The organism is Phytopseudomonas flavescens, assembly GCF_900100535.1.
Taxonomy (GTDB): Bacteria; Pseudomonadota; Gammaproteobacteria; order Pseudomonadales; family Pseudomonadaceae; genus Aquipseudomonas; species Aquipseudomonas flavescens.
The window spans coordinates 220045-244444 of record NZ_FNDG01000006.1; the positions used below are offsets into that span (position 1 = coordinate 220045).

At 64.8% G+C, this 24400-nt stretch carries 21 protein-coding genes; 9 read left to right on the forward strand and 12 right to left on the reverse strand.

Annotation, left to right across the window (positions count from 1 at the left end):
• Positions 1–14: 14 nt before the first annotated feature.
• From BLR94_RS10295 to BLR94_RS10310, 4 genes are read right to left on the reverse strand one after another with little or no spacing between them, the layout of a single operon-like run.
• Entirely contained in the window at positions 15–2429 is a 2415-nt protein-coding gene (locus BLR94_RS10295; protein WP_084304540.1) for a decarboxylase, read from the reverse strand.
• A 25-nt stretch (positions 2430–2454) separates the two neighbouring features.
• Positions 2455–3762, reverse strand: a complete 1308-nt coding sequence (locus BLR94_RS10300) for an MFS transporter (protein ID WP_084304539.1) — start codon at positions 3760–3762, stop codon at positions 2455–2457.
• Complete coding sequence (locus tag BLR94_RS10305) at positions 3759–4820, reverse strand: methyltransferase (protein ID WP_420492676.1); 1062 nt, start codon at positions 4818–4820, stop codon at positions 3759–3761. The genes BLR94_RS10300 and BLR94_RS10305 overlap by 4 nt, the downstream gene beginning before the upstream one ends.
• Positions 4810–6801 (reverse strand): TonB-dependent receptor, encoded by a 1992-nt coding sequence (locus BLR94_RS10310; RefSeq protein WP_084304538.1) that lies wholly within the window; start codon positions 6799–6801, stop codon positions 4810–4812. The genes BLR94_RS10305 and BLR94_RS10310 overlap by 11 nt, the downstream gene beginning before the upstream one ends.
• A gap of 162 nt (positions 6802–6963) precedes the next feature.
• Between BLR94_RS10310 and BLR94_RS10315 the strand changes: the two genes are divergently transcribed.
• From BLR94_RS10315 to gcvH, 3 genes are all read left to right on the forward strand, one after another.
• A complete protein-coding gene (locus BLR94_RS10315; protein ID WP_175154222.1) occupies positions 6964–7929 on the forward strand; it encodes a helix-turn-helix domain-containing protein in 966 nt (321 codons plus the stop codon).
• Between the two features lie 328 nt (positions 7930–8257).
• A complete protein-coding gene (gene gcvT, locus BLR94_RS10320; RefSeq protein ID WP_084304536.1) occupies positions 8258–9352 on the forward strand; it encodes a glycine cleavage system aminomethyltransferase GcvT in 1095 nt (364 codons plus the stop codon).
• Positions 9353–9455: 103 nt separating this feature from the next.
• Positions 9456–9839, forward strand: a complete 384-nt coding sequence (gene gcvH / locus BLR94_RS10325) for a glycine cleavage system protein GcvH (protein WP_084304535.1) — start codon at positions 9456–9458, stop codon at positions 9837–9839.
• A gap of 48 nt (positions 9840–9887) precedes the next feature.
• Here the strand turns inward: gcvH and BLR94_RS10330 are convergent, their stop codons facing one another.
• The 4 genes from BLR94_RS10330 to BLR94_RS10345 all read right to left on the reverse strand — a co-directional run bounded on the left by BLR94_RS10330 (position 9888) and on the right by BLR94_RS10345 (position 13121).
• Positions 9888–10190, reverse strand: a complete 303-nt coding sequence (locus BLR94_RS10330) for a DUF2388 domain-containing protein (RefSeq protein WP_084304534.1) — start codon at positions 10188–10190, stop codon at positions 9888–9890.
• A 120-nt stretch (positions 10191–10310) separates the two neighbouring features.
• Positions 10311–10763 carry an NfeD family protein gene (locus tag BLR94_RS10335; RefSeq protein WP_084304533.1) on the reverse strand — a complete coding sequence of 151 codons (453 nt, stop codon included), beginning with the start codon at positions 10761–10763 and terminating at the stop codon, positions 10311–10313.
• Positions 10764–10765: 2 nt separating this feature from the next.
• Complete coding sequence (locus BLR94_RS10340; protein WP_084304532.1) at positions 10766–11689, reverse strand: SPFH domain-containing protein; 924 nt, start codon at positions 11687–11689, stop codon at positions 10766–10768.
• Between the two features lie 295 nt (positions 11690–11984).
• A complete protein-coding gene (locus BLR94_RS10345) occupies positions 11985–13121 on the reverse strand; it encodes a GlxA family transcriptional regulator (RefSeq protein WP_084304531.1) in 1137 nt (378 codons plus the stop codon).
• A 33-nt stretch (positions 13122–13154) separates the two neighbouring features.
• On the opposite strand from BLR94_RS10345, the gene BLR94_RS10350 reads away from it, so the two are divergent.
• Both BLR94_RS10350 and BLR94_RS10355 read left to right on the forward strand, forming a co-directional pair.
• A complete protein-coding gene (locus tag BLR94_RS10350) occupies positions 13155–14291 on the forward strand; it encodes an ABC transporter substrate-binding protein (RefSeq protein WP_244158134.1) in 1137 nt (378 codons plus the stop codon).
• 59 nt (positions 14292–14350) lie between these two features.
• A complete protein-coding gene (locus tag BLR94_RS10355; RefSeq protein WP_084304530.1) occupies positions 14351–15469 on the forward strand; it encodes an aryl-sulfate sulfotransferase in 1119 nt (372 codons plus the stop codon).
• Between the two features lie 138 nt (positions 15470–15607).
• Here BLR94_RS10355 and tfpB read toward each other — a convergent pair whose 3' ends face one another.
• Positions 15608–17392 (reverse strand): type IV pilus assembly ATPase TfpB, encoded by a 1785-nt coding sequence (tfpB, locus tag BLR94_RS10360; protein ID WP_084304529.1) that lies wholly within the window; start codon positions 17390–17392, stop codon positions 15608–15610.
• A gap of 117 nt (positions 17393–17509) precedes the next feature.
• Positions 17510–17860 carry a helix-turn-helix domain-containing protein gene (locus tag BLR94_RS10365; protein WP_084304528.1) on the reverse strand — a complete coding sequence of 117 codons (351 nt, stop codon included), beginning with the start codon at positions 17858–17860 and terminating at the stop codon, positions 17510–17512.
• Between the two features lie 163 nt (positions 17861–18023).
• Between BLR94_RS10365 and BLR94_RS10370 the strand changes: the two genes are divergently transcribed.
• Positions 18024–18437 (forward strand): hypothetical protein, encoded by a 414-nt coding sequence (locus tag BLR94_RS10370; RefSeq protein WP_084304527.1) that lies wholly within the window; start codon positions 18024–18026, stop codon positions 18435–18437.
• 44 nt (positions 18438–18481) lie between these two features.
• On the opposite strand, the gene BLR94_RS10375 is transcribed toward BLR94_RS10370, so the two are convergent.
• A complete protein-coding gene (locus BLR94_RS10375; RefSeq protein ID WP_084304526.1) occupies positions 18482–19153 on the reverse strand; it encodes a DUF502 domain-containing protein in 672 nt (223 codons plus the stop codon).
• A gap of 56 nt (positions 19154–19209) precedes the next feature.
• Positions 19210–20580: a CYTH domain-containing protein gene (locus BLR94_RS10380; RefSeq protein WP_084304525.1), complete on the reverse strand. Its 1371-nt coding sequence runs from the start codon at positions 20578–20580 to the stop codon at positions 19210–19212.
• Positions 20581–20879: 299 nt separating this feature from the next.
• Here BLR94_RS10380 and BLR94_RS10385 point away from each other — a divergent pair, with 299 nt between their 5' ends.
• From BLR94_RS10385 to argE, 3 genes are all read left to right on the forward strand, one after another.
• Entirely contained in the window at positions 20880–21560 is a 681-nt protein-coding gene (locus BLR94_RS10385) for a TIGR00153 family protein (protein WP_084304524.1), read from the forward strand.
• 38 nt (positions 21561–21598) lie between these two features.
• Positions 21599–22864, forward strand: a complete 1266-nt coding sequence (locus BLR94_RS10390; RefSeq protein WP_084304523.1) for an inorganic phosphate transporter — start codon at positions 21599–21601, stop codon at positions 22862–22864.
• 306 nt (positions 22865–23170) lie between these two features.
• Positions 23171–24316 (forward strand): acetylornithine deacetylase, encoded by a 1146-nt coding sequence (argE, locus tag BLR94_RS10395; protein WP_084304522.1) that lies wholly within the window; start codon positions 23171–23173, stop codon positions 24314–24316.
• Positions 24317–24400: the final 84 nt, after the last annotated feature.

The following is a 24400-nucleotide window of genomic DNA, read 5'->3' on the forward strand; positions in this document are numbered from 1 at the left end:
TCCTGGGTGCTGACTCATTGACGGTTCCAGGCGGTTTCGGAGACCAGGCTCAAGCCGTCGCCTTCCGAGTTGTGGGCCAGCAACACGTCGAAAATATTCAATTGGCCGGGGCGCGTCAGGGCGCTGCGCAGGGCGGTTTCGTCAAAGCGGATCAGGCGCTCGCGGTGCACGCGGATGGCCCCGACGTGCTGCATCAACGGCGCCAGGGGCGCCGCGTTGGCGATGCCGACCTGCTGCGCGCCGTTGTGGGCGTAGCGCTTGTCGAGGTAGGTCTGGATCAACGACAGCATGCCGTTGGTGAGGTAGAACAGGCTGACGTTGCGGCCCTCGGCCTGCGGCTCCCGGGCCAGCCCCTGGGCCAGGCGCGTCTCGATGTCCGGCACCAGGGCCCGGGCGCCGTCACCGACGAAGGCCAGCACGTTGCGCTCGCCGGTGATGGCGATATAGGGCAAGGCCATCAGTCCATCGCCCATCAACGCGCGGCCATACCAGCCGGAGAACCCGGGGTCGGTGCGCGGCACATTGCGCACCGCCGAGACCCCGCAGCGGCCGACGTCGTAGACCCCGGTGTAGCGATAGCCCTGCTGTTCGATCAGTTCGCGCACCAGCCGGCCCAGGCGCTGGAAGAAGTAGTTGGCGGTCATCGGCAAGGTTTCGATGTGGTCGGCGGCCACGGTTTCGCTGCACCGCGCCATGGCCTGCAACTTGGCGCGGCGCAGTTCGAGAACCTGCGGCTCGACCTGCAGGCCGCGTTCGACATGGTCGAGGAAGGCATCCAGCGGCACGTCCAGGGCCAGGTCGGTGAACGGCGACAGGTGGCGCGGTTCATGGTTGACCTGAACCACCCGCAACTGGCGCTTGAGCTTGCCCTCGGAAAACGGCGTGGCGGCCTGATCGACCTTGCTCTTGAGGAAAAACACACAGTGCTCCTGCGGACTGTTCAGCTCGTGCTCGGTGTGCACGAAGCGGTACACCCGGCGGCTGAACCCGTACAACGACAGCGGCCCCAGGTAGTGCGCCACCGGACGGCCCTGGTGGTACGGGCCGACGCTGCCGGGTTGGGTGATGCTGTCGGCCAGGCCGATGGCGCCGCGTTCGGCCAGGGCATGCACGCGCCGACGCTGCTCGTCGCTGAGCGTGCCGCACTGCCAGAGCAGGTGCAACGGCTGCCGGTTGATCAGCGCCAATGCCTGATCCAGGGCCGCGCGCTGGCGGGTGTCCGGGCGCCAGGCAAGCGGCGCCGCAAGCGCCGGCAAGCGTACGTCCAGCGGTACCGGGGGCCGCGATTCGAGCACACCCTGGGTGGCCAGGATAAACACCGGCCCGGCGCGTTCGGCGAGCAGAGCGAAGGCTTCTTCCAAACGCGCGCCAACCTCCTCGACCTTGCGGATGAACACCTGGCGCAGGCCCCGGGCCTCGATCACCCGGCGACCGTCGTTATCGGCGTCCTGGGTACCCTGGAACGCATACCAGACGCTGTCCGGGCTGTCGGCGCAGATGATCAGGCCCGGCGCCCCGACACGCCTGAGGTTGGCCAGGGTGCCGCGAAACTCGTCGATCATCCCCGAGGTCACGGCGATCACATAGGCCCGGCCAAACAGTTGCCAGCCGGCCATGGCACTGACCGCCAGGCTGTGCTCGTTGCACCCGCCCAGGCAACGGATGCCGCTGCCGGCGACGTTCTCCTGCATCGACTGGATCAACCCCGCGACCATGGAGCCGGTGTAGTAATGAAAGTCCCAGCGCTCCTGCCAACGGCTGCGCATGAAACGCGTCACCTCGGTGGCCAGGCTCACCGACGGCAGCGGGCCGCCGATGGAGCGCGCCAGCAACCGATTGAAGTGGGCGTGCTCAAGGTGGTCGATGACGATCCGCAGCAGGTCGGCGCGGCGTGCCGCGCGATCCTCCCCGGCCACCCGCAAGTGGCGATTGCCGCCGATGCGATCGATCCAGCCTGGCAGCGCCGTCAAGGCGCAATACAGCAGCGCCGAATGGGGTGACAGACGCGACTCGGGCGCCGCGGCGATCAGTTCCTCGAAGGGATCCTCGGTGCCGGCCTCGCCCCGCTGCCCGAGGTCGAGAATGAACAGCTCGTTGGACAACGGCGGATGCTGGCAGCTCAAGTGCTCCCGGGCCGCCTGGAGCGAGTCGAACGTCAGCAGCCGCAGATCGGGCACGGCGGCCATGCTCGCCGGGCTGCCCCGCAGGTAGCGCCGGGCCTGGAGCGCCAGGGTTTCCAGCACCGCCGCGCTGTGCGGAGATGGGCCGAGAGCACGGTGCATGGCTTCGCAGTCGATATCCTCCAGCGAGCGCTCCACCGAAGTGGCCGGGGGGTGCAGGCCGGCCTGTACCTGCTCGATGACAAATGCCACGTCTTCGATCAAAGGTTGCGCCTGGGTAATCAGACAAATACCTAAAGTAGCCTTCATAGACACATCCCTATCTAAGTCGAATTTACGCCTGGCCGACTGACGGGGCGGCTCGGTTCTCGCCAGCGCAACCCGGTGGAACGCCGACGGCCTTGTCGGAATCGTCATGCACAGCCGCCGTGGCCAGGGCGACCGAACGCCGCGCGGCCAGCGCCAGGCCACATACGGCGAACATCGCCAGCGACAGGCCGAGCAGCATGCCCACCGGGCCGCGGTGGTCGAGCAACACCCCGGCCGCGACCGGCACCAGCAACCGGGTCAACACGAACAGGCTGGCCTGCAGCCCGTAGTCGGCGGCCTGGTGGTGCCGGCGCGAGAAACACATCATCAGCCCGAACACCAGGGTCGAGATGCCGCCCATGGCGCAGGCCAGCAGAAAGGCCGCGAACACCAGCCAGGCCAACGAAGCCTTGAGCCAGACCGCGGCGGTCAAGGCGAGCAACGCGACCAGGGCGAACGCCATGCACCAGGGCAGGGCAGGGCCCGGGCCGCGTCGCCGCACCAGGCGCCCGCCCAGCAGGCTGGCCAGGGCCCCGACCACCCCGCCGCCGATCCCGGCCACCCAGGCCACCTGCTGCACCGGCATGCCCTGATCCAGCAGCAACGGCTTGAGGTAGAGCCAGGCGGCACCGACAAAGGGGAAGCCGCCCAGCAGCACCCAGGTCCAGAGCCAGGCGCCAGGCTGGCTGAAATATCCCGACCAATCGCTCAGTGACGGCCGTGCATGCTGCGGCTCAGCAACCTCGCTGGCGCTTTCGCCCAGCAACCCCAAGGGCAACAGCGCCAGCAACAGACCGCCGGCCATCAGCAGAAACGGCGCCTGCCAGCCCCAGCGGCTCTGTACCAGCAGCATCACCCCGGCCCCGACGATGGCCCCGATGAACAGCGCCGCCGAACGGATACCGCCGGCACGGATCTGCTGCGACGGCGGCAGCAGCTTGATCGCCAGGGCATTCACCGGAATATCCGCCCAGGTCGCCAGCACCCCGGCCAGCAACGCCAGACCGAACAGGTGCAGCCGCGGGGCGGTGATTGCCTGCTGGCTGACCAGAATCAGCAGCAGTGCCAGTGACAGGCACAGCATCCAGGCCCAGGCCCGATAGTGCCCGCGTGCCGAGCGATAGCGCTGCACGGGCAGCGCCAGCAGGAACTTGAACACCGCCGGCAACCCGGCCAGTTGAAAGAGGCCGATGTCGGTGCCCGACCAGCCGTGCTCGCGCATCACCAGCGGCAGCCCCAGCAACAGGTAGATGCTGGGTACCGCGAGCACGAAGTGGAGCCAGCCGAACACTAACTGCAGGCGCCAGGCAGGGGGCTGGCGCAGCGCGTTCACAAGCGGCTCCGACGCGCCACCTGAACCGCCAGCGGGGCGACGGCAAAGGCCACGTCGTCATGGCTGTCGATGGTCACGAAACCGGCCTGCCGCAGGGCTTGGCTCAAGCCACCCGCCGGGGTCAGCGGGCGCCCGAGCATCTGCATCGACAGGTAATAGGGCAGGACGCGCCACGCCTGCCGCGGATCCTCGGGAATCTCGGCATGGGCACTGACCAGCACCCCCCCGGGGCGCAGGGCCGCGTGGATTTTCTTCAGGGTCGCCGACAGGTCAGGCACGAAATGCAGCACCGAGGAACACCAGATCAGGTCGTAGCCCTCGCCGATCGGGTCGCTCGCCAGATCGCCGCCGCGCACCGTCAGGCGTTGCTCCAGCCCGGCCTGGCGAATGTTGTCGGCGGCCACGCTGACGGTCTGGGCAAAATCGAACACCTCGCCGCCCAGCGACGGGTTGGCGCGGGCCAGGGCAATCGCCACCAGCCCCGGACCGCCGCCGAGGTCGAGCATGCGCCGGGCGGCGGGAAACTCCGCAATCCGCGTCATCAGGCGCAACGCCAGATCCACGGTGACCGCCCGTTGCTCCTGGGCGATCTGCAGGCGGGCGGCGGCGGTCCAGTTGTCGACGGTGGTCGCCACGTCCGGCGCCTGACCACTCGGTTGGCCGGCTCGTACCTGGTCGCCGAGTTGCCCGGCGAAGTGGCGCAGCCCGCGCAAGCGAAAGCGCCAGGCATCGCCGCAATAGCCCGGCGCCTCGGGGCGCAGGTAATCGCTGGTCACCGAGGTGTTGCGGTACTGCGCTGGCCGGGATGCGTCGCGGCTCAGCAGCTCCATGCTCCACAGGGTGTCCAGCCAGTAGCCGGTGTTGGCCGGGTCGAGCCGCAACTGGTGGGCAATCGATTGCGCCGTGGCGGGCACCTGCAGCAGGTCGAACAGCTTCCATTCCAGGGCGATGCGCAGGGCATCGGCGCGCACCGCGGCCAATGTCAGATCCCAGTACGGTTGCAACGGGTGCGGGATTGTCAGGTTGACGCCGTCCATCATTTGCAGCTCACAGTTCATAGCTCACTCGTAGACCGATTTCCCGGGGCGGGCTGTATACCCGCGCAGTGCCGTTCAGATAGCCGACCGCGTCGTAGCGCTTGTCGGCGGCGTTCTTCACATAGGCGCTGATTCCGTAGTGGCTGAAGTCGTAACCGACGTTGAGGTCGATCAGGCCGTAGCCGCCACGGCTGTATTGGTTGGCCGCGTCGAGGTAGGTCTTGCCCACGGCGCTCACGCCGCCCTCGGCCCACCAGCCCTGCGAGCCGTCGTAGCGCAGGCCCAGGTGGCCGGTCAGATCCGGGGCATAGGGGTTGCGATTGCCCTGGTAGTCGTTACCGCCCTCGCGAAAGCGTTGGAAACGGGTGCGGTTCAGGCCCAGGGCGCCGACCAGCCGCCAACCGTCGGCGAGCAGGTACTCGGTCTCCAGTTCGAGGCCGGTGGAACGCGCCGAGGCGGCGTTGGTGATGTACACCACGCCCGGCTGGATCATTTGCTGAACCTGCATGTCAGCCACGTCCATCCAGTACAGCGCCGCCGAGTAGCGCAGGCGCTTGTCGTCCATCCACCCCTTGGCCCCGACCTCATAGGTCTTGACCCTTTCCGGGTCGTAGCCGGGGTAGTTGGCGGCGCTGGAGAAGGCGTTGAAACCTCCGGCGCGAAAGCCCTCGGCGTAACTCGCATATAAAAAAGCGTCGCGCTGCCACTCGTACTGCAAGGCCGCCTTGGGCGTCAGACGCTGCCATCGATCGCTCTGGCGGCTGCCGCTGGCCGGGTCGATGCGCACCTTGTCCTGTTCGGCGCGGGCGCCCAGGGTCAGGGTCCAGCGCTCGGCCAGGGGCATCACCCACTGACCGAACAACGCCGTGGTATTGCCGCCCAGTTTCACGTCGGTGCGGGTCAGGCGCAGCGGCAGCTTCTGCCAGTAGGACAGGTCGTGCTCATCTCGGTCGGCATAGGCCCCGAGCAGCCATCGGCTGTCACGCCACTGCCCCTCCAGGCGGAACTCCTGTGACAGGGTGTTCATGTGGTAGTCGCGTCGCAGGTGGAACAGATCGGCCGGCATGAAGTCGGTGTCTTGCTGGATGCGGTCGTAAAAGTCGTTGCGCGCGGTGATCGAGCGCAGCTTCAGGCCCGAATCGAACTCATGCAGTACATCCAGGGACAGGCTGCGCCCGCTGGAATGGTTCCAGCTCGGGGTGGCGGATCGCACGTCGCGCCGCGAGGCCTCGATCGGGCCCCACAAGGAGGCGCCGTCGCGATAGTCCTGGCGGCTGTAGCGCAGATTGATGTCGGTGTTCAGGCTCGGCGTCCAACGCAGCACCAGGCGTGCGCTGTGGCGCTCGCGGTCATCGGCCTTGCCGCCGCGATAGCCGTCGTCGATGAAACCGTCTTGTTCGAGCCATTGCCCGGCCACCCCGGCGTACAAGGCGTCAGGCACCAGCGCGGTACTGGCGTCGGCACTCAGGGTGCGCTGATCGCGATTGCCGGCGACCGCTTCCAAGCGCGCATAGGGTTCGTCGTCAGGCTGGCGGGTGTGGATACTCATCACCCCGGCCTCGGCATTGCGCCCATACAAGGTGGACTGCGCCCCACGCAGGATCTCGATCCGCTGCACCCCCAGCAGGTTGTGGTCGAAACCCTGGCCCATCAGGGTCGGCACGCCATCGACCAGCATCAGCATCGCCGTGGAGAACGCCGTGGGGCTGGAGGTCAGGCCACGCACCACCGGCAGATTGGTGCCGGACTGGCCGAAGGGCTGGAAAGTGAACCCCGGGGTCAGCCGTGCCAGGTGCTCCAGGTCGTCGATACCGCCCTTGCGCAAATCCTCGGCGTCCAGCACCGAGAGGCTGGCCGCCACCTGCTCACGGGTCTGTTCGATCTTGTTGGCGGTGACCCGCACCGGATCCAGTTCGGCCTGCGCCATCCCACAACTGCCCCCGCCCAGCCAGCAACAGACGTACAACATGCAGCGGCCGGCTTTCCACATAGGCTCGCTCATCGGACTCCCCATCAATGAATTGGCGCCTGCCTCGTCCTGGCGATAGCAGTTGCGATGGAAACATGCTATTCATTAATACGAATGCTTATCATCCATGTTCATATGGATTCTGGATCAATCCATATGCAAGCCGGAGCCAACCCAAAAGGGAGAACTGCAGAAGTGGGGGCCTTACGAAGGATTTCCCAGTCGTATCGAGTCGCGCCAACGCACTCGCGACTGGTCAGCAACGACGACCAGGGCTGGATGCGCCAGCAGTTGCCACAGGAACTGGGCGAATGCTATTCCGAGCGCTTATCCCTGGAAGACGACTTGATGGTGGTGCGTTTGCGCTACCGCCCCACAGGCAACCTGATCGAGGAAACCGCCAGCCCGCACAATCGCCACATGCTGGTGATCACCTACGGCATCCAGGGCGACTCCGGCTACAAGGGGGCCGATGGTTCGGCCGTGCTGTTCCGTGCCGGCCACACCACCATCACCTCGTTCCAGTCGAGCCTCGGCGAGCGCTGCTACGAGGCTGGAGCCACGGTCTCGCAACTGCGCCTGTTGATCGGCGAAAACACCCTCACCAAGTACCTGGGCGAGCAACGCACCCGGCAACTGCTGGGCAATGGCAATGTACGTCAGTTGGGTTTCGCCAAGACTTCGGCCACCAGCATCTGCCATGCCACGGCCCTGACGCGTTATCTGAACCAGGGCGCGAGCGAAACCCTGGAATTGCATATCCACACCCTCAGCCTGCTGTCCGAACAGCTCAAGCTGCTGAGCCCGCCCAGCGCGCCCGACAGCCTGCCATTCACCGCGGCCGACATCGAGAAGCTCGAGCGGGTACGCGACATCATGATCGAACAGATGGATCAGCCCTTGACCATCCCCTACCTGTGCGCCGCGGTCGGGCTCAACGAGTTCAAGCTCAAGGAGGGCCTGCACCAGCGTTTCAACTCCACGCCGCACCGCATGCTCCATGAACTGCGCATGCGCAAGGCCTACACGCTGCTCGAAAGTGGTTGCCAGGTGGCGCAGGCGGCCTATCAGGTGGGCTACAAGTTTCCCAACAACTTCAGTGCGGCCTTTACCCGGTTCTTTGGCAAACCACCCAAGGCGGTGTTCGGCAAGCGCCGATGAGCACCTGCTCTGGTGCAGCGATGCCAAGAACCCGGATGGCGGCGCCCGTCCCGCGCAGGCTGACGTCGGGGGATGTTGCCGTGACTCCGTTCATTCGCCGTTGCGCCCGGCGAATCGGATAAACGGTCTCCAGACAGGCACCACCTCTGCCCGTGGCCTGTCCTGCAGGCGCGGTAACACGCCCTGCCAATGTCCAAGATGACCCGCCCCGACCATGCGGCTACAATGCGCGCCATTCGCTGCGGCCCGTCATGAGCCCATCTCCGCGTGTCGCGGAGTGGCCCTGGTAGTGCGCGCCCCGGCCTCGCAACGCCCGGAAGGAGATCCCATGGGACAGCGCACACCTCTATACGACCTGCACCTCGCACTCGGTGCGAAGCTGGTCGACTTCGGCGGCTGGGACATGCCGCTGCACTATGGCTCGCAGGTCGAAGAGCACCATCAGGTGCGCCGCGATTGCGGGGTTTTCGACGTCTCGCACATGACCGTCGTCGATGTACTGGGCGACGGCGCCACGGGCTATCTGCAGTATCTGTTGGCCAACGATGTGGGGCGCCTGCAGCGTCCGGGCAAGGCCCTGTACAGCGTCATGCTCAATGAGCAGGGGGGGGTGATCGACGACCTGATCGTCTATCTCCTGGGTACCGCGAGTGCGCCGAGCTACCGGCTGGTGGTCAATGCCGCCACACGCGACAAGGACTTGGCCTGGATGCGTGCGCAGAGTAGCGACTTCGCCGTCCAGCTGCGCGAGCGCAGCGACCTGGCGCTGTTGGCCATCCAGGGCCCCAAGGCCCGTGCCAAGACCGCCGAACTGGTGAGCCAGGCCCGTGCCGCCCTGATCAACGAACTCGAGCCGTTCCAGGGGCTGCCCGACGGCGAGTGGTTTATCGCGCGTACCGGCTACACCGGGGAGGATGGGCTGGAAATCATGTTGCCGGACAGCGAGGCGGTGGCTTTTTTCAACGACCTGGTCGGTGCGGGTATTTCGCCGATCGGCCTGGGCGCTCGCGATACCTTGCGCCTGGAAGCCGGCATGAACCTCTACGGCCAGGACATGGACGAGCAGGTTTCCCCGCTGGCCGCCAACCTGGCCTGGACGGTGGCCTGGGAGCCGGCCGAGCGGCCGTTCATCGGCCGTGAAGCGTTGCAGCGCCAGCATCAGGATCGTTCATACCCACGCCTGGTGGGGGTGGTGCTCGAAGAACGAGGGGTGCTGCGCGCTCATCAGGTGGTACGGGTCGAGGGTGTGGGCGAGGGTGAGATAACCAGCGGCAGCTTTTCGCCGACCCTGGGCAAGTCCATCGCCCTGGCCCGTGTGCCGGCCAGCACGGGCGACCGTGCCGAAGTGGAAATCCGCGGCAGGTGGTACCCGCTACGGGTCGTGCAGCCGAGTTTCGTAAGGCATGGCAAAGTGTTGATCTGATCACGGACGCGCATTCCGTTCCAGCGGCTGGATGCAAGCTGTGCGCACCTGCTAAATTTCCCTGACGGCGCGGTCGCCGTCCTGTCTGATAAGGAACGACAACATGAGCTCTATCCCCGCCGATCTGCGCTACGCCACCAGCCACGAATGGGCGCGACTCGAAGCCGACGGCAGTGTCACCGTGGGCATTTCCGATCACGCCCAGGAAGCGCTGGGCGATGTGGTGTTCATCGAGTTGCCGGAGGTCGGCAAAGTGCTTGACGCTGGCCAGGAAGCGGGTGTGGTGGAATCGGTGAAAGCCGCATCCGACATCTATGCACCGGTCGGCGGTGAGGTGATCGCGATCAACGAAACCCTCGCCGACAGCCCGGAAAACGTCAATAACGACCCGTACGGCAGCTGGTTCTTCAAGCTGCAGCCGAGCGATGTCGGGCAACTGGAAAAATTGCTCGACAGCGCCGGCTACGAGGCCAGCATCGACGGCTGAACCGTCGGCGCTGCATGGAAAAAGCCGGCCCTTGGGCCGGCTTTTTCATCACTGCTGGGCAGTGAGAATCGCAGTCGCCAGCTCCAGGTCGCTGGCTTGCAGGTCGGGGTTGTCCGTGCGGATCTTCTGCAGCGCCGCCTCCAGATACGGGCCACGGATCTCGCCATTGCTGGCGATGTAGCTGCTGGCATCATCCTGCGCGGGGATGATCATCTTGTTGTCCTTGAACGTCAGGTAGGTCGACGCAGTGGTCGCCCCCGACGAGAGGATATCGCGCAGGTTGGCGGAGAACGCCTGAGAGGATGCTGCCAGGAACAGGCCAGCGAACAGCAACGAACTTAAACGGCGCATAGCAGTGACTCCTGTTTATTTTCCCAAAGCTTAGGAGTGTGTTGGCGTGCGACTGGTTCCACGCCATTCACGCAGAGCGGCATATGCCTGTCCGGGCTGCCGACAGGCAAGGAGCCGGCCCTAGGTCGCTGCTGCGCGTACTTTCAACAGCACGCCGTCCTGGCCAATGACCTCGACCACGGAGCCAACCGGCAGATCGGCGCCCTCTACCAGCCACAACGAATCACCGGCCTTGATCTTGCCGCGACCGCCGACGATGGCCTCGTGCAGCACGAACCGGCGGCTTTGCAGCTCATGGCCCCGGCGGTTCAGGGCGGGCTGTCCGGCGGCTTCGCGGGAGCTGCGCTGGCGTCGCCACCAGAACACTGCGGTGAGCACCGAGAGGCAGCCGAACAGAATGAACTGCAACGCCCAGGGGATTCCTGGAGCCAGGTAGGTCAGCACGCCGACGCTGGCCGCCGCCATGCCGATCCATAGCAGGTAACCGCCCGCCCCGAACACTTCGAGAATCAGCAGCACGGTACCCAGTGCCAGCCAGTCCCAGAACGTCAGATTCTGCAGATAGGCCAGCATGCTCAGGCCTTCCTGTCACTGAACGTGGCCTTGACGATCTCGCCAATGCCTCCGACCGCGCCGATCATCTGGCTGGCTTCCAGCGGCATCAGGATGACCTTGTTGTTGTCGGCGCTGGCCAAGCGGCCGAGGGCGTCGATGTATTTCTGGGCGACGAAGTAATTGACCGCCTGCACGTTGCCTGCGGCGATCGCCGCCGACACCACGCGGGTCGCCTCGGCTTCCGCGGCAGCGGCTCGCTCACGCGCCTCTGCCTCGAGAAATGCCGCCTGCCGTTCGCCCTCGGCTTCGAGGATCTGCGCCTGTTTCTTGCCCTCGGCAGTCAGAATGGCAGCGGCGCGCAGGCCTTCGGCCTCGAGGATTTGCGCACGCTTGATCCGCTCGGCCTTCATCTGCCCGGACATGGCGGCCATCAGGTCGGCAGGCGGGCTGATGTCCTTGATCTCGATCCGGGTGATCTTGATGCCCCAGGGCGCGGTGGCCTCGTCGACGGTCTTCAGCAGCTTTTCGTTGATCGCGTCGCGCTGGCTGAGCATGGCGTCCAGCTCCATGGAGCCGAGCACCGTGCGGATGTTGGTCTGCAGCAGGTTGCGAATCGCGTGTTCGAGGTCGTTCACCTCATAGGCGGCCTGGGCCGAGTTGATCACCTGAAAGAAGCACACTGCATCGATCTCCACCGTGGCGTTGTCGGCGGTGATGACTTCCTGGGGCGGTATGTCCAGCACGCTTTCCATGACATTGAGCTTGCGGCCGATGCGATCCATCACCGGGACGATGATGTTGAGGCCCGGTTTGAGCGTGGTGGTGTAACGACCGAAACGCTCCACCGTCCATTCCGATCCCTGGGGAACGACCTTGAAGCCCATGAAGACGATGGCGAAGGCCAGGCCAACGAAGAGGAAGATGACTGCGGTACCGATTTCCATTGGTGTTGATCCTTCTTGGAGTTAAGCGTCCTGACGACGACGTTTGGCGCAGATCGTGCGCAGGTATTGGCCGGATATGGGTTTTTCGAATAAAAAAATTATTTTTATAAGTTTATACGATTGTTCATGGGGGACTCTTAATCATTGAGGCCCGATAATACACGCCCGTTGATTTGCCTTGACTGCATGACCCCATCCACGCCGTAGGGCGAGTCTTGCGTAAATTGCCGCCTCCCATGGGCCTGTTCTTGGCGTCGTGCAGGATGTATCCACCGCCGTGATCGCGAGGCCGCCATCATTGCGCCAACCGATTCATGGCGATCGACAGCCGTGTGTCATGCCGGAAACCGGTCTGTCCCTGCGCCGGGATCTCGTTGGCCCTGTAGCGGATACACGCCTGCCTGCGATAGCCCAGCGGGCTGCAACCCAGTTGCCGCTGGAAGCTGCGGCGCATGCGTTCCTCGTTACCGAAGCCAATGGTCTCGGCGATCCGCTTGACCGGCTCCCGGGTGGTTTCCAGCAGCCGACAGGCAGCTTCCAGGCGCAGGGCTTCCACGGTCTGCGCCGGCGTGCCGCCAGTGGCGGCAGCATAGGCCCGGGCGAAGTGACGAGGGCTCATGCCAAATTTTTCCGCCAGGCGTTCGACCCGCAGGTCGGCGCTGAGGTTTTCGGCAATCCAGGCGTGCAAGCTTACCAAACGCAGGTCACGGTCTGTACGCAGTGCGTCGCTCTGGGCCTTGAGCGGCGCGCTGAGCTGAGGTTGCTCGGCGGAGCGACGCAGGAATACCGTGAAGTAGCGCGCCAGTGCCAGGGCTGCATGGGGCCCCAGATCCTCTTCAAGCAGTGCCAGTCCCAGGTCGATGCCCGCCGACGCGCCGCCACATGTCCACAGGTTGCCATCGTGCAGGTACAGCGCCTCGCTCTCGACCTGCAGCTTCGGATAGCTCCGCTGCAGGGCGTCGGCGAATTTCCAGTGGGTGACTACGCGGCGCCCGTCCAGCAATCCTGCCGCTGCCAGGGCGAAAGCCCCGGTGCCTACCGAGCAGAGCCGACGCGCGGTGGGCGCCCAGCGGTGCAGCCAGGCGATTACCTGCGGGTCGGCCTCCAGGCGTGAGACGCCGGGGCCACCGATGACGATCAGGGTGTCGAAGACGGGGTCCTGTTCTATATCGCGAAGTGAGTGGGTGCATACGCCGATCCCGGAAATGGTCTCGATTTCGCCCCCCTCGGGAGAGGCCAGCACCACTCGATAGGGCTGCTTCTCTGCCAGTTCGCCGCCCAGCACTCGTGGCGCGGCGGCGAATACCTCAAGGGGGCCCGCTGCGTTTAGCAGCAGGGCGCCCGGAAAGGCCAGGACCAGCACCGTGCGCGACGTGTTGATGGCAGTAAACGAGGGGTCTTTGGCATGGTGGCGGTCAGGGTGCGTCGACATACTGGGATCAGCCTGGATTCGAGAGCTTCGACGATGCACACAAACTTCACCGCTGCCAAGCGCCCGCAGGGCAACCCGATCAACCTGACCTGCGCAGGAAGAGGGCTGCTCGTCCTCTGGCGGATGATTCCGTTGCGCAAAACAGTCCACGGGGTTGGCAAACTCATTGCCCTGCGTTCGCCTCGCTTACGCAGATTGTCGCGCCTGCTGTTCGGTCTGCTGCTGGGAGCCTCTCAGGCGTGGAGCGAGCCTGTGCCGCTGCACGGACGGCCTGCCGCAGAACTGGCGTCGACGCTGCTCAGGGCGGGTGATCAGAGTGGCATGACCCAGGCCCTGCTGGCAGCCTCGGGCGAGGATCGCGAGCTGCCCTATCAGTTGCGCTGGCACCCCTTCGCTGCCGGCCCGGCATTGATGGAGGCGCTCAATGCCGGGGCAATCGACATCGGGGTGGTAGGTAACGCACCACCGGTTTTTGCCCAGGCCGGGGGCTTCGAGGTGCGCATCGTGGCCGCTGCCGAGGGCGCGCAGAACAACAACGCGCTGCTGCTTCCGGCTGGCTCTGGCATCCGTACTTCGGCCGACCTCAAGGGCAAGCGCATCGCCGTGGCCAAGGGTTCCAGCGCGCACTACCTGCTGCTCGCGGCCTTGAGCGAGGCCGGCCTGACGATGGCTGACACTCGGGTGAGCTACGTCAGTCCGGTCGACGCGCAGAATGCCTTCGCCAGTGGCCACCTGGACGCTTGGGCCGTGTGGTACCCCTTCGTTGGCCAGGCCACTTCGCGAGGTGCGCAGCGCCTGCTCGATGGCAGCCGCTGGCCGGAAACCGGATTGAATTTCACAGTGGCTAGCCAGGCTGCACTGAATGACCCACTCAGGGCCGAGTTGATCGGCGATCTGATCCAGCGTCTGGCCCGCGCCCAGGCCTGGGCCACGGCCAATCCTGAACCCTGGGCCGAGCATTTGGCTGGCGTGACCCGCCTGCCGCTGGCGCTGGTGCGCGAGATGCTAGCGCATCAGCAACTGCGCTACGTGCCTCTGGATGACCGGGTCGGTGGGCTGCAGCAGCGGCTGGCGGATGCCTTTTACCAGGCACGCCTGATTCCCCGTCCGCTGCATGCTCTCGAGTCCTTCGACCAGCGCTACAACAGCCTGCTGCCAGAAAACCACTGAATCTGCGCCCGTTCGCCATGCCGTCAGTCGGCAGGATGGCGCTCACCTGGAGAAAAACCATGTCCTCACTCGATCCCACCACCTTGAGGCGCCGCGCCAACGGTCTGATCGCCGTAGACGCCGAGCGCTCCGCTGGCGGCTATACACTGTTCGCGCCCCAGACCGCCGATGGCAACGTGTTCCTGATCAATCTGCAAGGTGAATTGGTGCATCGCTGGAAGCTGCCGCATCGCCCAGGGCGTGATGCCGTACTGTTGGGTAACGGCAATCTCGGCTACAACGGCAACCACCCGGATTCCCCCGAGCTGTTTGCCGGGTGGTCAGTCTGGCACGGCGGCGCTTTCTCCGAAGTGACGCCGGATGGCGAAGTGGTCTGGCAACATACCGACCTGTCTCATCATCACGACGCCCAGTGGCTGGCCAATGGCAACCTGCTCTACACCACCGCCGAGCCGTTACCTACGGACGTTGCTGCGCGCGTGCAGGGTGGCATCCCCGGTAGCGAGGCGCCTGGCGGGATAATCTACGGTGATGTGGTCAAGGAGGTGGATCGCGCCGGCAATCTGGTCTGGACCTGGCGCAGCTGGGAGCACCTGGCTGCGGAGGACTATCCGCTGCACGACTGCTTCGAACGCTACCACTGGCCGATGACCAACGCGGTGACGCCTGGGCGCGATGGCAAGCTGATTCTCAGTCTACGCAGCGTGTCTTCGGTGATCGCTGTGGAGCGACCCAGCGGCCGTGTGCTCTGGCGTCTGGGGCACGACCTCGTTGCCCAGCAGCACTGTCCGAGCGAGCTGGAAGATGGCCGCGTGTTGATCTTCGACAACGGCATCTCGCGTCCGCATGTGAGCATGCCGCATTCGCGGGTCATCGAGGTGGACCCGATCAGCCAGCGGATCGAATGGCAATACGCGGACCGCCCCGGCTATGCCTTCTTCAGTCCGTTCATGGGCGGTGCTCAACGACTTCACAACGGCAATACGCTGATCACCGAGGCCAACTTCGGCCGGCTGTTCGAGGTGAACCGAGCTGGCGAAGTGGTCTGGGAATACCTCAGCCCGTACTTCGCCGCCTATCCGGACGCTGCTTCGCGTGCCTACCTGCCGGGCGAAACCAACGCCATCTTCCGCGCTCACCGCTATCAGGCGAAGGACATTCCCTGGCTGCGCGACTGAATGCCGATTAGCCTGATCGTTGATACGGACGACAGCAGCCCGTGAGCACTCACGTTGCTCGGCCGCAGCCCTGTCAGGTCGCCCAGACAGCCTTGGCCGGGTCGTTTGCTCTGGCTCGGGCGTGGGTTACCAGTGCGCTTAGCGTTGCTCGCTTTGCGGCGTGACGCGCAGAACCTCTTCTACGGTGGTCTGGCCGGCGGCGATCTTTTGCGCGCCGGACAGCCGCAGGCTACGCATGCCGTCCTTGAAGGCCTGACGGCGTAGCGGGGTGAGGTCGGTGTCGGCGTTGATCAAGGGTTTGAGGCTGTCGCCCAGCAGCATGATCTCGTACACCCCGGCACGGCCGCGATAACCGGTTTCCCGGCACTCCACGCAGCCCACGGCACGCTGGGAGCCGGTCGGCAGCGGTGCGTTCCAGGGGCGGGTCAGTTCCTGCCAGTCCGCCTCGTCGAGCTCCAGCGGCGCCTTGCAATGCGGGCACAGCGTGCGCACCAGGCGCTGGGCCATGACGCCGAGCAGGGTGGCCTTGAGCAGGTAGTGCGGCACGCCCAGTTCGAGCAACCGGGTGATGGCGCTGGGCGCGTCGTTGGTATGCAGGGTCGACAGGACCAGGTGGCCGGTGAGTGCCGCCTGGATGGCCATCTCGGCGGTTTCCAGGTCGCGGATCTCGCCGACCATGATGATGTCCGGGTCCTGACGCATCAGCGCGCGCACGCCGCTGGCGAAGGTCAGGTCGATGTTGTGCTGCACCTGCATCTGGTTGAAGGCGCCCTCGATCATCTCGATGGGGTCTTCGATGGTGCACACGTTCACTTCCTCGGTCGCCAGTTGCTTGAGCGTGGTGTACAGCGTGGTGGTCTTGCCCGAGCCGGTAGGGCCGGTAACCAGGATGATGCCGTTGGGCTGGCGGGTCATGCTCTCCCAGCGCTTGAGGTCGTCCGGGCTGAAACCCAGTTGGTCGAAGCCGCGCAGCAGCACGTCCGGGTCGAAGATGCGCATCACCATCTTCTCGCCGAAGGCGGTGGGCAGGGTCGACAGCCGCAGCTCGACCTCGTTGCCGGCAGGCGTCTTGGTTTTCACCCGGCCGTCCTGGGGCTTGCGTTTTTCGGCGACGTTCATGCGTCCCAGGGTCTTCAGGCGGCTGACGATGGCCATGGTCACCTGGGCGGGGAACTGGTAGACGGTGTGCAGCACGCCATCGATGCGAAAGCGCACGCTACCCTGTTCTCGACGTGGCTCGATGTGGATGTCGCTGGCACGCTGCTGGAACGCATACTGGAACAGCCAGTCGACGATGTTCACCACATGGGCGTCGTTGGCGTCCGGTTCCTGGTCCTGAGCGCCGAGGTTGAGCAACTGCTCGAAGTTACCGACGTTGCTGATCCTGGCATCGCTGTTGGTCGCGCCGCTGACCGAGCGCGCCAGGCGATAGAACTCCACGGTGAAACGCTGGATGTCCGCCGGGTTGGCTACCACACGCTTGATGGTGCGCTTCAGCACGTGGGTAAGGTTGGCTTCCCAGCCGTGCATGAAGGGCTGGGCGCTGGCGATGGTCACCGATTCGGCGTTCACCGCGACGGCCAGTATCTTGTGGCGCTGGGCGAAGGCGTAGGACATCAGCGGCGTGACCGCCGCGGCGTCGATCTTCAGGGGGTCGATGCGCAGGTAGGGCTGTCCTGCCTGCTGGGCCAGCCATTGCGTCAGGCCTTCCAGGTCGAGTTTGCGGCCCGCTCGCGTCAGGTCGTCGAGTTGCTGGGCTGCCAGGAACTCCAGCGGATGAAGGTCGTTGCTGGCACCGTTGCGGCGGATCGCCAGGCATTGCTCGGCGCTCTCCTGAGCGATTCGCCCCTGAGCGACCAGTTCGCGCAACAGCTCGTTGAGATCGAGCAGGCGGTCGGGGGCGGTGGGGGTGAGGCTGGGCATGCGGGCTCCTCGAGTGTCCGGTGTGCCGCCAGCATGCCGGAAAGCGTGAATGGCGCGAAGGTCACGGCGCAATTTAGGAGCATCCGCTGCAGAGTGCCAGCGCCCGAGGTGAGGGGGCTATCCGCCGAGCAGCTTGAGCAGACCCTGGCGACGCTGTTTCGGCAGGTTGCGAAACAGCAGGAGCAACTGCAGCTCGTCCGATGACTGTGCGCGGCGCGGGTCGGGTGTGTAATCAGCACTTTGCTCGGCGGCCTTTATGCCCTCGCTGCCACCCAGAAAGTCCAGGCTGACCGACTGTTCGGCGAACAGCGCTCTGATTTTGAGCAGGGTGTCGAGTCCAGGCCTGGCCTTGTCGGTTTCCCACTTGCTGATCGTCGCTTTGGTGACGCCCAGCTCGAACCCCAACTGTTCCTGTGACCAGTTGCGGGTATCTCGCAATGCACGCAGGCGACTACCGAATGAATTCATCGGCGGAGTCTGGCGATTAATGCCTGAATTGTCGTATCCCTGCGGTTGACATGGCGTGTTTCTTTTTAGGATTCTTCAGGCGTCGTGTGGCATTCGCCTCCTGTAGCCTGCATGGCAGGTGCGAGTCGGCGAATGGGTAAAAGTTCTTGAGCGGGGAGGCTGGATGACGGCAATTCGCAAGCTTCTGGGTGGCCCGATTGTCGCGTTGTTTCTGCGGCCGTTACGGGCGATCGTCGCGAGGCTGGCGCTCCCCTCCCTGTTGCACGGGGTCCGACTGGACGGGGAGACTCCAGACGGTCGCGCCATCCACATCGACCTGCTTCGCGCCGAGCTGTACCACGGCATCGCGCTGGGAGGCGAGCCAGGAGAGTCCGGTCGGGTGATCGTCGCCGGGCGGGCGGCGGCGCACCCTGTCACGTTGCGGCTGAAAGGCCGGGCGCTCTACGTGCGCTGCGAAGGCTCGGGCAAAGCCGCCTCGTTGAATGCGCGCAGGCTGCAGGCCTACCGCCATGAGCGGGTAAGCCATGGCGACTGGCTTTGCCTGGAAGGCAGCGTCTTGCGGCTGACCTTCTATTGAGGTGGGGATGCCCGCGCGCACGGTCTCCGGCATGCCAGATGGCCCTACGAGGCGGCTTGCCTGGGCGCTTCGCTGCTCACTCCGTCTCTGGCGGGCGGTGGTGTGAGGCCCATGGACACATAGATGCTGGTCAGCGCGTCCACGCCCATGTTGGCTGGTTTGACCCATTCGACTGGAACATAGAGCAAGCCGCCGCCGATCGGGATGGGTGCCGTGGGGACGAGGATCGCGAAATGCGGGCGGCCTTCCAGCTCAACCGGTTGCGAGCTCGGTTGCAGGGCCAGTACGGCGACACCGTCGCCGCCGAAGAAACACCACACCGGGCGCATGCTGGTGATGTCGGTGTTCTTCTTGTCCAGCAGGCCGACGAAACGATCGGCCAGGTTGTAGAAGTTGCCGATCAGCGGCGTGCGCCGCAGGGTCACGTCGATCAGCCAGCCAAGCGGCCTACGCAAGCCCAGCTTAACGGCCAGGCCAAGTGGATAGAGGCTGACCAGCAATACCAGGGTACCGAGCAGGTAGGCCAGGTAGGGGTTGCTCGCGAAGGGGGTGCCCAGGGCCGCGAACAGCCGGCCGATGGCGGTGGAGGGGCCGATCAGGTTATTCAGCAGGCTGACGATCCAGGCCAGCACCACCATGGTCAGCGCCAGTGGCAGCAAGGCCAGCAGCCCGGTGAGCCAGGTGGCGATGATGGATTTCAGGCTGAGTTTGAACATCGATAGGGCGTCCTGTGGTCGAGCGAGGCAGGTAGGAGCGCTACCTGCCGGGTTTGTCAGCCGTTTTTCAGCAGTGTTTTCCAGGGTTTCAGGCTCATGATGATCTGTGCCTGGGTCATGCGTGGTTCCAGTTCCTCTGGACTCAGGGGGCGCTTGGCCAGTTCAGCCAGTTTGTTCAGTTCACCGAACAGGCGATCGGTCTCGGCGACATCGAGCACGTCACGCGCCAGGTGCAACCAGAGCAGCAGGCGTTCCAGGCGCGGCAATTGTTCGGCGAGGTCTTCGGGTTGCTGCTGGTAGCGCTTGAGCTGCAGGTCCCGGCCCTCTTCGGCGATGAAGGTCGGCAGCCAGCTGTGCAGGGCCGCGGCACCCTGGCGGTCGCCCCGTTTGTTGCGCGAGGCCGTCCAGCTGCGGGCCAGCAGCCAGCGCGAGGCATTCAGCGAGAACAGGCCCCAGCGGGTCTGTGCCAGTTCGGCGGTGAATTGCGCGGGTGCGTCCTGGCGAGCGCTTTCATCCTGCTGGCCGGCGAGCACCCGGGGGCGCCAGTCTTCGAGCAGGGCGTCGAGTACCTTGCGCAGCTCGCTGCTGCTGGCGCGTGGTGCGGCCTGGCCGAGGCTGCCGAGCAGGGCACGCAGGTCCACCAGGCAGTTCAGCCAGTCGACCAGCAGGCGCCAGTGGCCGTTGTGGCGGTACTGTTCGGCGAGACGCTGGCTGCTGCCGAGCAGGAACCAGCCGATGGCGGCGACGGCATCGTCCAGGCTCTGCTCGGCCTGCAATTGCGGTGTGGGCAACTGCAGGTTGTAGCTGGCTTCGTCGAACAGACGGTACCCGCGCTCGGCCTTGCTGATGTCGCACGGCATCAGGGCCAGGTCGGCGGCCAGTTCAGCGGCCAGCTCCAGCAGCGCTTCGGGCTCGCCCTGGCGCAATTCGAGTTCCAGTTCGCAGATTTCTTCCTGCTGCTTGCCCACGATCACCTTGCCCAGATCGAGGGCGGCCTCGATGACCACTCTGGCCTTGCCGCGGCCCCAGGCGATCTCGGCGCGCTGACGAACGAAGTCGGTGGTGAAGATCGGCTTCAGCTGTTTCTTGTCCAGCTCTGCCAGGCTGGCGGGCCAGCAGCTGTCATCGAGTCTCGATAGATCCAGTTTGGCCTTGGTCAGGTACCAGTCCCACTCGTTGCGCTCGGACAGCCCGGCGACGCTCTGACCGCGACTCTTCAGGGTCTGTATCACTTGGTCGCCGTCCTTGCGCAGGCGCAGGGCGACCTTGGCGCCGGCGAGGTCGCGCGCTTCGGTGTCGAAGTACTGGTTGAGCAGCTCGCTCGTCTCCCAGCCACCCTTGCTGCGTTTCTTCAGCAGCGGGTGGGTTTGCAGGGCAGCCAGGGTTTCGCGACTGGCGCGCAGTTTGATTTCGGTTTCTTTATTCATTGCGAGGGCTCGGTGAAGCGGCGACGGCGGCGGGGATTGCACGGTGCCGGACGCTGCCCGGCACCTTAGGCCGTACAGGGTAGTGGAAAAGCGCGGCGGGTGCAGGTCGGCGAACGGTCATCGTGGAGCATGAGGCAGTGGCTGGACTGTGCATTACCATAGCTTTACCGATATTTCCCCGGCGTTCGCGGAAAATCCGTCACGAAATACGTCATTGTGACGGAACAATGACACGCGCTGGCTTGCCCAGGATGTCATCCGTATACTTGCCGCCTCTTTGACAGACAGGGGTCACCCCCATGCCAAGCAATCCGTTCATCAGCAGCCTCTTTGGCCGCTCGCCGATCGGGCCGATGCAACAGCATATCGCCAAGGCACACGAGTGCGCCGCCAATCTGGTGCCATTCTTCGAGGCGGTCATGGCCGAAGACTGGGCTCGTGTCGAGCAGGTGCAGCAAGAGATGGTGCGCCTGGAACACGATGCGGACAAGCTCAAGAAAAACGTGCGCATGCACTTGCCCAAGAGCCTGTTCCTGCCCGTGCCACGCTCCGACCTGCTGGAGTTGCTCAGCACCCAGGACAAGGTGGCCAACCGGGCCAAGGACATCGCCGGGCTGATGCTCGGCCGCTCAATGACCATTCCCGGCGACCTGCAGCCGCTGATGCTGGCCTACGTGCAGCGCTGCGTGGATGCCAGCGCCCAGGCGCTGAAGGCGATGAAGGAACTGGACTCGCTGCTCGAGGCCGGTTTCGCCGGTCGTGAGGCCACCCTGGTCGAGCGCATGGTCGAAGAGCTCGAGGAAATCGAGCGCGAGACCGATCGCCAGCAGATCGAGGTGCGCCGCGCCTTGTTCAAACTGGAAAAGGATCTTCCCGCAGTCGATGTGATGTTCCTCTATCGGATCATCGACTGGGTCGGAGACATTGCCGATCGTGCAGAGCGCGTGGGCAACCGGCTGGAACAACTGCTGGCGCGCTGAGCCGCCAGCATCCTTTCTGGGTTTACAGGTAAATTTCTATGTCTCTTGTCGCGGACTACGGTTTCGTACTCCTCGTGATGGCCTGCTGCTTTGGTTTGTTCATGGCGTGGGGTGTCGGTGCCAATGATGTGTCCAATGCCATGGGCACTTCCGTGGGTGCCAAGGCACTGACCATCAAACAGGCGATCCTCATCGCCATGGTCTTCGAATTCTGCGGTGCCTACCTTGCCGGTGGCGAGGTGACCGAAACCATCAAGAACGGCATCGTCGATGCCTCGGTGATTCCCGCCGACATGTTCGTACTGGGCATGATGGCGTCTCTGCTGTCTGCCGGTACCTGGCTGTTGATCGCCTCGCTGCGTGGCTGGCCGGTCTCCACCACGCACTCGATCGTGGGCGCCATCATCGGCTTCGCCTCGATCAGCGTGTCGGTGGACGCCGTCAACTGGGGCGGCCTGGTGCCGATCGTGTCCAGTTGGGTGGTCACCCCGTTCATATCCGGTCTGCTGGCTTTCGGCCTGTTCATGAGCGTGCAGTGGCTGATCATCGATACCGACGACCCGTTCCGCAACGCCAAGCGCTGGGTGCCGGTGTACATGTTCCTCACCGGCTTCATGCTGGCGCTGATGACCTTCACCAAGGGCCTCAAGCATGTGGGCATGAGTTTCACCACCGGCCAGGGCATTCTGCTTTCCGCAGGCGTCGGCATTCTGGTGGCCGGCCTGGGCATACTCCTGCTGCGCCGCATCAAGCTCGATCCGGAAGCCGACAAGGAATTCCACTTCGCCAGCGTCGAAAAAGTCTTTGCCGTGCTGATGATCTTCACCGCCTGCTCCATGGCCTTCGCCCATGGTGCCAGTGACGTGTCCAACGCGGTCGGCCCGCTGGCTGCGGTGGTCGGTGTGATCGAGGCGGGTGGCGACATGGTCATCGGTGGCCAGTCGTCGGTACCGGGTTGGGTGCTGCTGATGGGCGCCGTGGGTATCGTCATCGGCCTGGCGACCTACGGCTGGAAGGTGATCGCCACCATCGGCAAGAAGATCACCGAACTGACCCCGAGCCGTGGCTTCGCTGCCGAACTGGCCACCGCGGCCACCGTGGTCGCTGCCTCAGGCATTGGCCTGCCGATCTCCACCACTCACACGCTGGTCGGGGCGGTACTGGGTATCGGCATGGCCCGTGGTATCGGCGCACTGAACCTGGCGGTGGTCGGCAAGATCTTCACCTCCTGGGTGGTGACCCTGCCTATCGGGGCGGCGCTGGCGATCATCTACCTGGAAATTTTCATGCTGATCTTCCTGTAAACCTCTGACGGTCTGCTGTGCGTCGGTACTGCGTCGCTGAAAACAGGCTGGATCGCCAGCCCGGTCGGAAAGCGACTTGCCGCTGACGCGCTGCAGCGCGGGCCGAAGGGCGAGCTAAGCGAGTAATGCTCATGTGCAAGCGACCCCGGCCGCTTCCTCGCCGGTTCTTGTGGGGCCGCCTAGACCTTGCATTGCTCTGGCTCGCTAGACCTCGAAGGTATTCTTGCTGAGCGGCAATTGTCCATTGGCGGTTCTCGCGGGCAACGCTTCACTCTATGATGAAGCGACCGACCCGAGAGAGCCGCCATGTCATTCACCCTCAAGGATCGTTTCGCGGCGCTGATTGCCGCGCCATCGGTCAGTTGCACGCAGCCTGCGCTGGATCAATCGAACCTGCAGGTCATCGATCTGCTGGCCAATTGGCTGAGCGACCTGGGGTTCGCTTGCGAGAGGCAGCAAATCGAGCCCGGCAAGTTCAACCTGATCGCCACCTACGGCAGTGGCCCCGGCGGCCTGGTGCTGGCCGGGCACAGCGACACCGTGCCCTTCGACGAAGCCCTCTGGCAAAGCGACCCGCTCGCGCTCACCGATACCGGTGATCGCTGGGTAGGCCTGGGCGTGTGCGACATGAAGGGCTTCTTCGCGCTGATCATCGAGGCCGTTCAGGGGCTGCTCGACCAGCCATTCAAGCAGCCGCTGATCATCCTTGCCACCTGCGATGAAGAAAGTTCGATGTCGGGTGCCCGTGCCCTGGCCGAGGCCGGGCGGCCGCTCGGTCGCGCCGCGGTGATCGGCGAGCCGACCGGGCTCAGGCCGATCCGCCTGCACAAGGGCGTGATGATGGAGCGCATCGATATTCTCGGACAGAGCGGGCACTCTTCCAATCCGGCGCTGGGGCATAGCGCGCTGGATGCCATGCACGACGTCATGGGTGAGCTGATGCAGTTGCGCCGCCAGTGGCAGCAGGAGTACCGCAACCCGCAATTCAGCGTGCCGCAACCGACGCTGAACTTCGGTTGCATCCATGGCGGCGACAATCCCAACCGCATCTGCGGGCAATGTTCCCTGGAGTTCGACCTGCGCCCGTTGCCGGGCATGCAGCCGGACGCCTTGCGTGCGGCGATCCGGCAGAAGCTGCAGCCCCTGGCCGAGCAGCACCAGGTGAGCATCGACTTCGCCCCGCTGTTTCCCAGCGTGCCGCCCTACGAGCAGGCCGCCGATGCCGAGCTGGTGCGCCTTGCCGAGCGCCTGACCGGGCACACCGCCGCTGCGGTGGCCTTCGGTACCGAAGCTCCGTATTTCCAGCAGCTTGGCTGCGAGACCCTGGTGCTCGGTCCGGGCGATATCGACTGCGCGCACCAGCCGGGCGAATATCTCGACACCGACCGCCTGCTACCGACGGTGCAACTGCTGCGCCAACTGATCCAGCACTACTGCCTGACCCCGAGCTGATACGAGGAGTGTCCCCCTGATGCCGTCGCGACGACGATAACGCACCGAGCCCGCCTGCGAAGCCGCGTGCTTCGCACCATTTGA

What these genes read in the sequence shown, in the direction of transcription:
- BLR94_RS10295 (WP_084304540.1), bottom strand. Translation starts at nt 2,429, where the DNA reads ATGAAGGCTACTTTAGGTATTTGTCTGATTACCCAGGCGCAACCTTTG.
- BLR94_RS10305 (WP_420492676.1), bottom strand. Translation starts at nt 4,820, where the DNA reads ATGAACTGTGAGCTGCAAATGATGGACGGCGTCAACCTGACAATCCCG.
- BLR94_RS10310 (WP_084304538.1), bottom strand. Translation starts at nt 6,801, where the DNA reads ATGAGCGAGCCTATGTGGAAAGCCGGCCGCTGCATGTTGTACGTCTGT.
- gcvT (WP_084304536.1), top strand. Translation starts at nt 8,258, where the DNA reads ATGGGACAGCGCACACCTCTATACGACCTGCACCTCGCACTCGGTGCG.
- gcvH (WP_084304535.1), top strand. Translation starts at nt 9,456, where the DNA reads ATGAGCTCTATCCCCGCCGATCTGCGCTACGCCACCAGCCACGAATGG.
- BLR94_RS10330 (WP_084304534.1), bottom strand. Translation starts at nt 10,190, where the DNA reads ATGCGCCGTTTAAGTTCGTTGCTGTTCGCTGGCCTGTTCCTGGCAGCA.
- BLR94_RS10335 (WP_084304533.1), bottom strand. Translation starts at nt 10,763, where the DNA reads ATGCTGGCCTATCTGCAGAATCTGACGTTCTGGGACTGGCTGGCACTG.
- BLR94_RS10340 (WP_084304532.1), bottom strand. Translation starts at nt 11,689, where the DNA reads ATGGAAATCGGTACCGCAGTCATCTTCCTCTTCGTTGGCCTGGCCTTC.
- BLR94_RS10345 (WP_084304531.1), bottom strand. Translation starts at nt 13,121, where the DNA reads ATGTCGACGCACCCTGACCGCCACCATGCCAAAGACCCCTCGTTTACT.
- BLR94_RS10350 (WP_244158134.1), top strand. Translation starts at nt 13,155, where the DNA reads ATGCACACAAACTTCACCGCTGCCAAGCGCCCGCAGGGCAACCCGATC.
- BLR94_RS10355 (WP_084304530.1), top strand. Translation starts at nt 14,351, where the DNA reads ATGTCCTCACTCGATCCCACCACCTTGAGGCGCCGCGCCAACGGTCTG.
- tfpB (WP_084304529.1), bottom strand. Translation starts at nt 17,392, where the DNA reads ATGCCCAGCCTCACCCCCACCGCCCCCGACCGCCTGCTCGATCTCAAC.
- BLR94_RS10365 (WP_084304528.1), bottom strand. Translation starts at nt 17,860, where the DNA reads ATGAATTCATTCGGTAGTCGCCTGCGTGCATTGCGAGATACCCGCAAC.
- BLR94_RS10370 (WP_084304527.1), top strand. Translation starts at nt 18,024, where the DNA reads ATGACGGCAATTCGCAAGCTTCTGGGTGGCCCGATTGTCGCGTTGTTT.
- BLR94_RS10375 (WP_084304526.1), bottom strand. Translation starts at nt 19,153, where the DNA reads ATGTTCAAACTCAGCCTGAAATCCATCATCGCCACCTGGCTCACCGGG.
- BLR94_RS10380 (WP_084304525.1), bottom strand. Translation starts at nt 20,580, where the DNA reads ATGAATAAAGAAACCGAAATCAAACTGCGCGCCAGTCGCGAAACCCTG.
- BLR94_RS10385 (WP_084304524.1), top strand. Translation starts at nt 20,880, where the DNA reads ATGCCAAGCAATCCGTTCATCAGCAGCCTCTTTGGCCGCTCGCCGATC.
- BLR94_RS10390 (WP_084304523.1), top strand. Translation starts at nt 21,599, where the DNA reads ATGTCTCTTGTCGCGGACTACGGTTTCGTACTCCTCGTGATGGCCTGC.
- argE (WP_084304522.1), top strand. Translation starts at nt 23,171, where the DNA reads ATGTCATTCACCCTCAAGGATCGTTTCGCGGCGCTGATTGCCGCGCCA.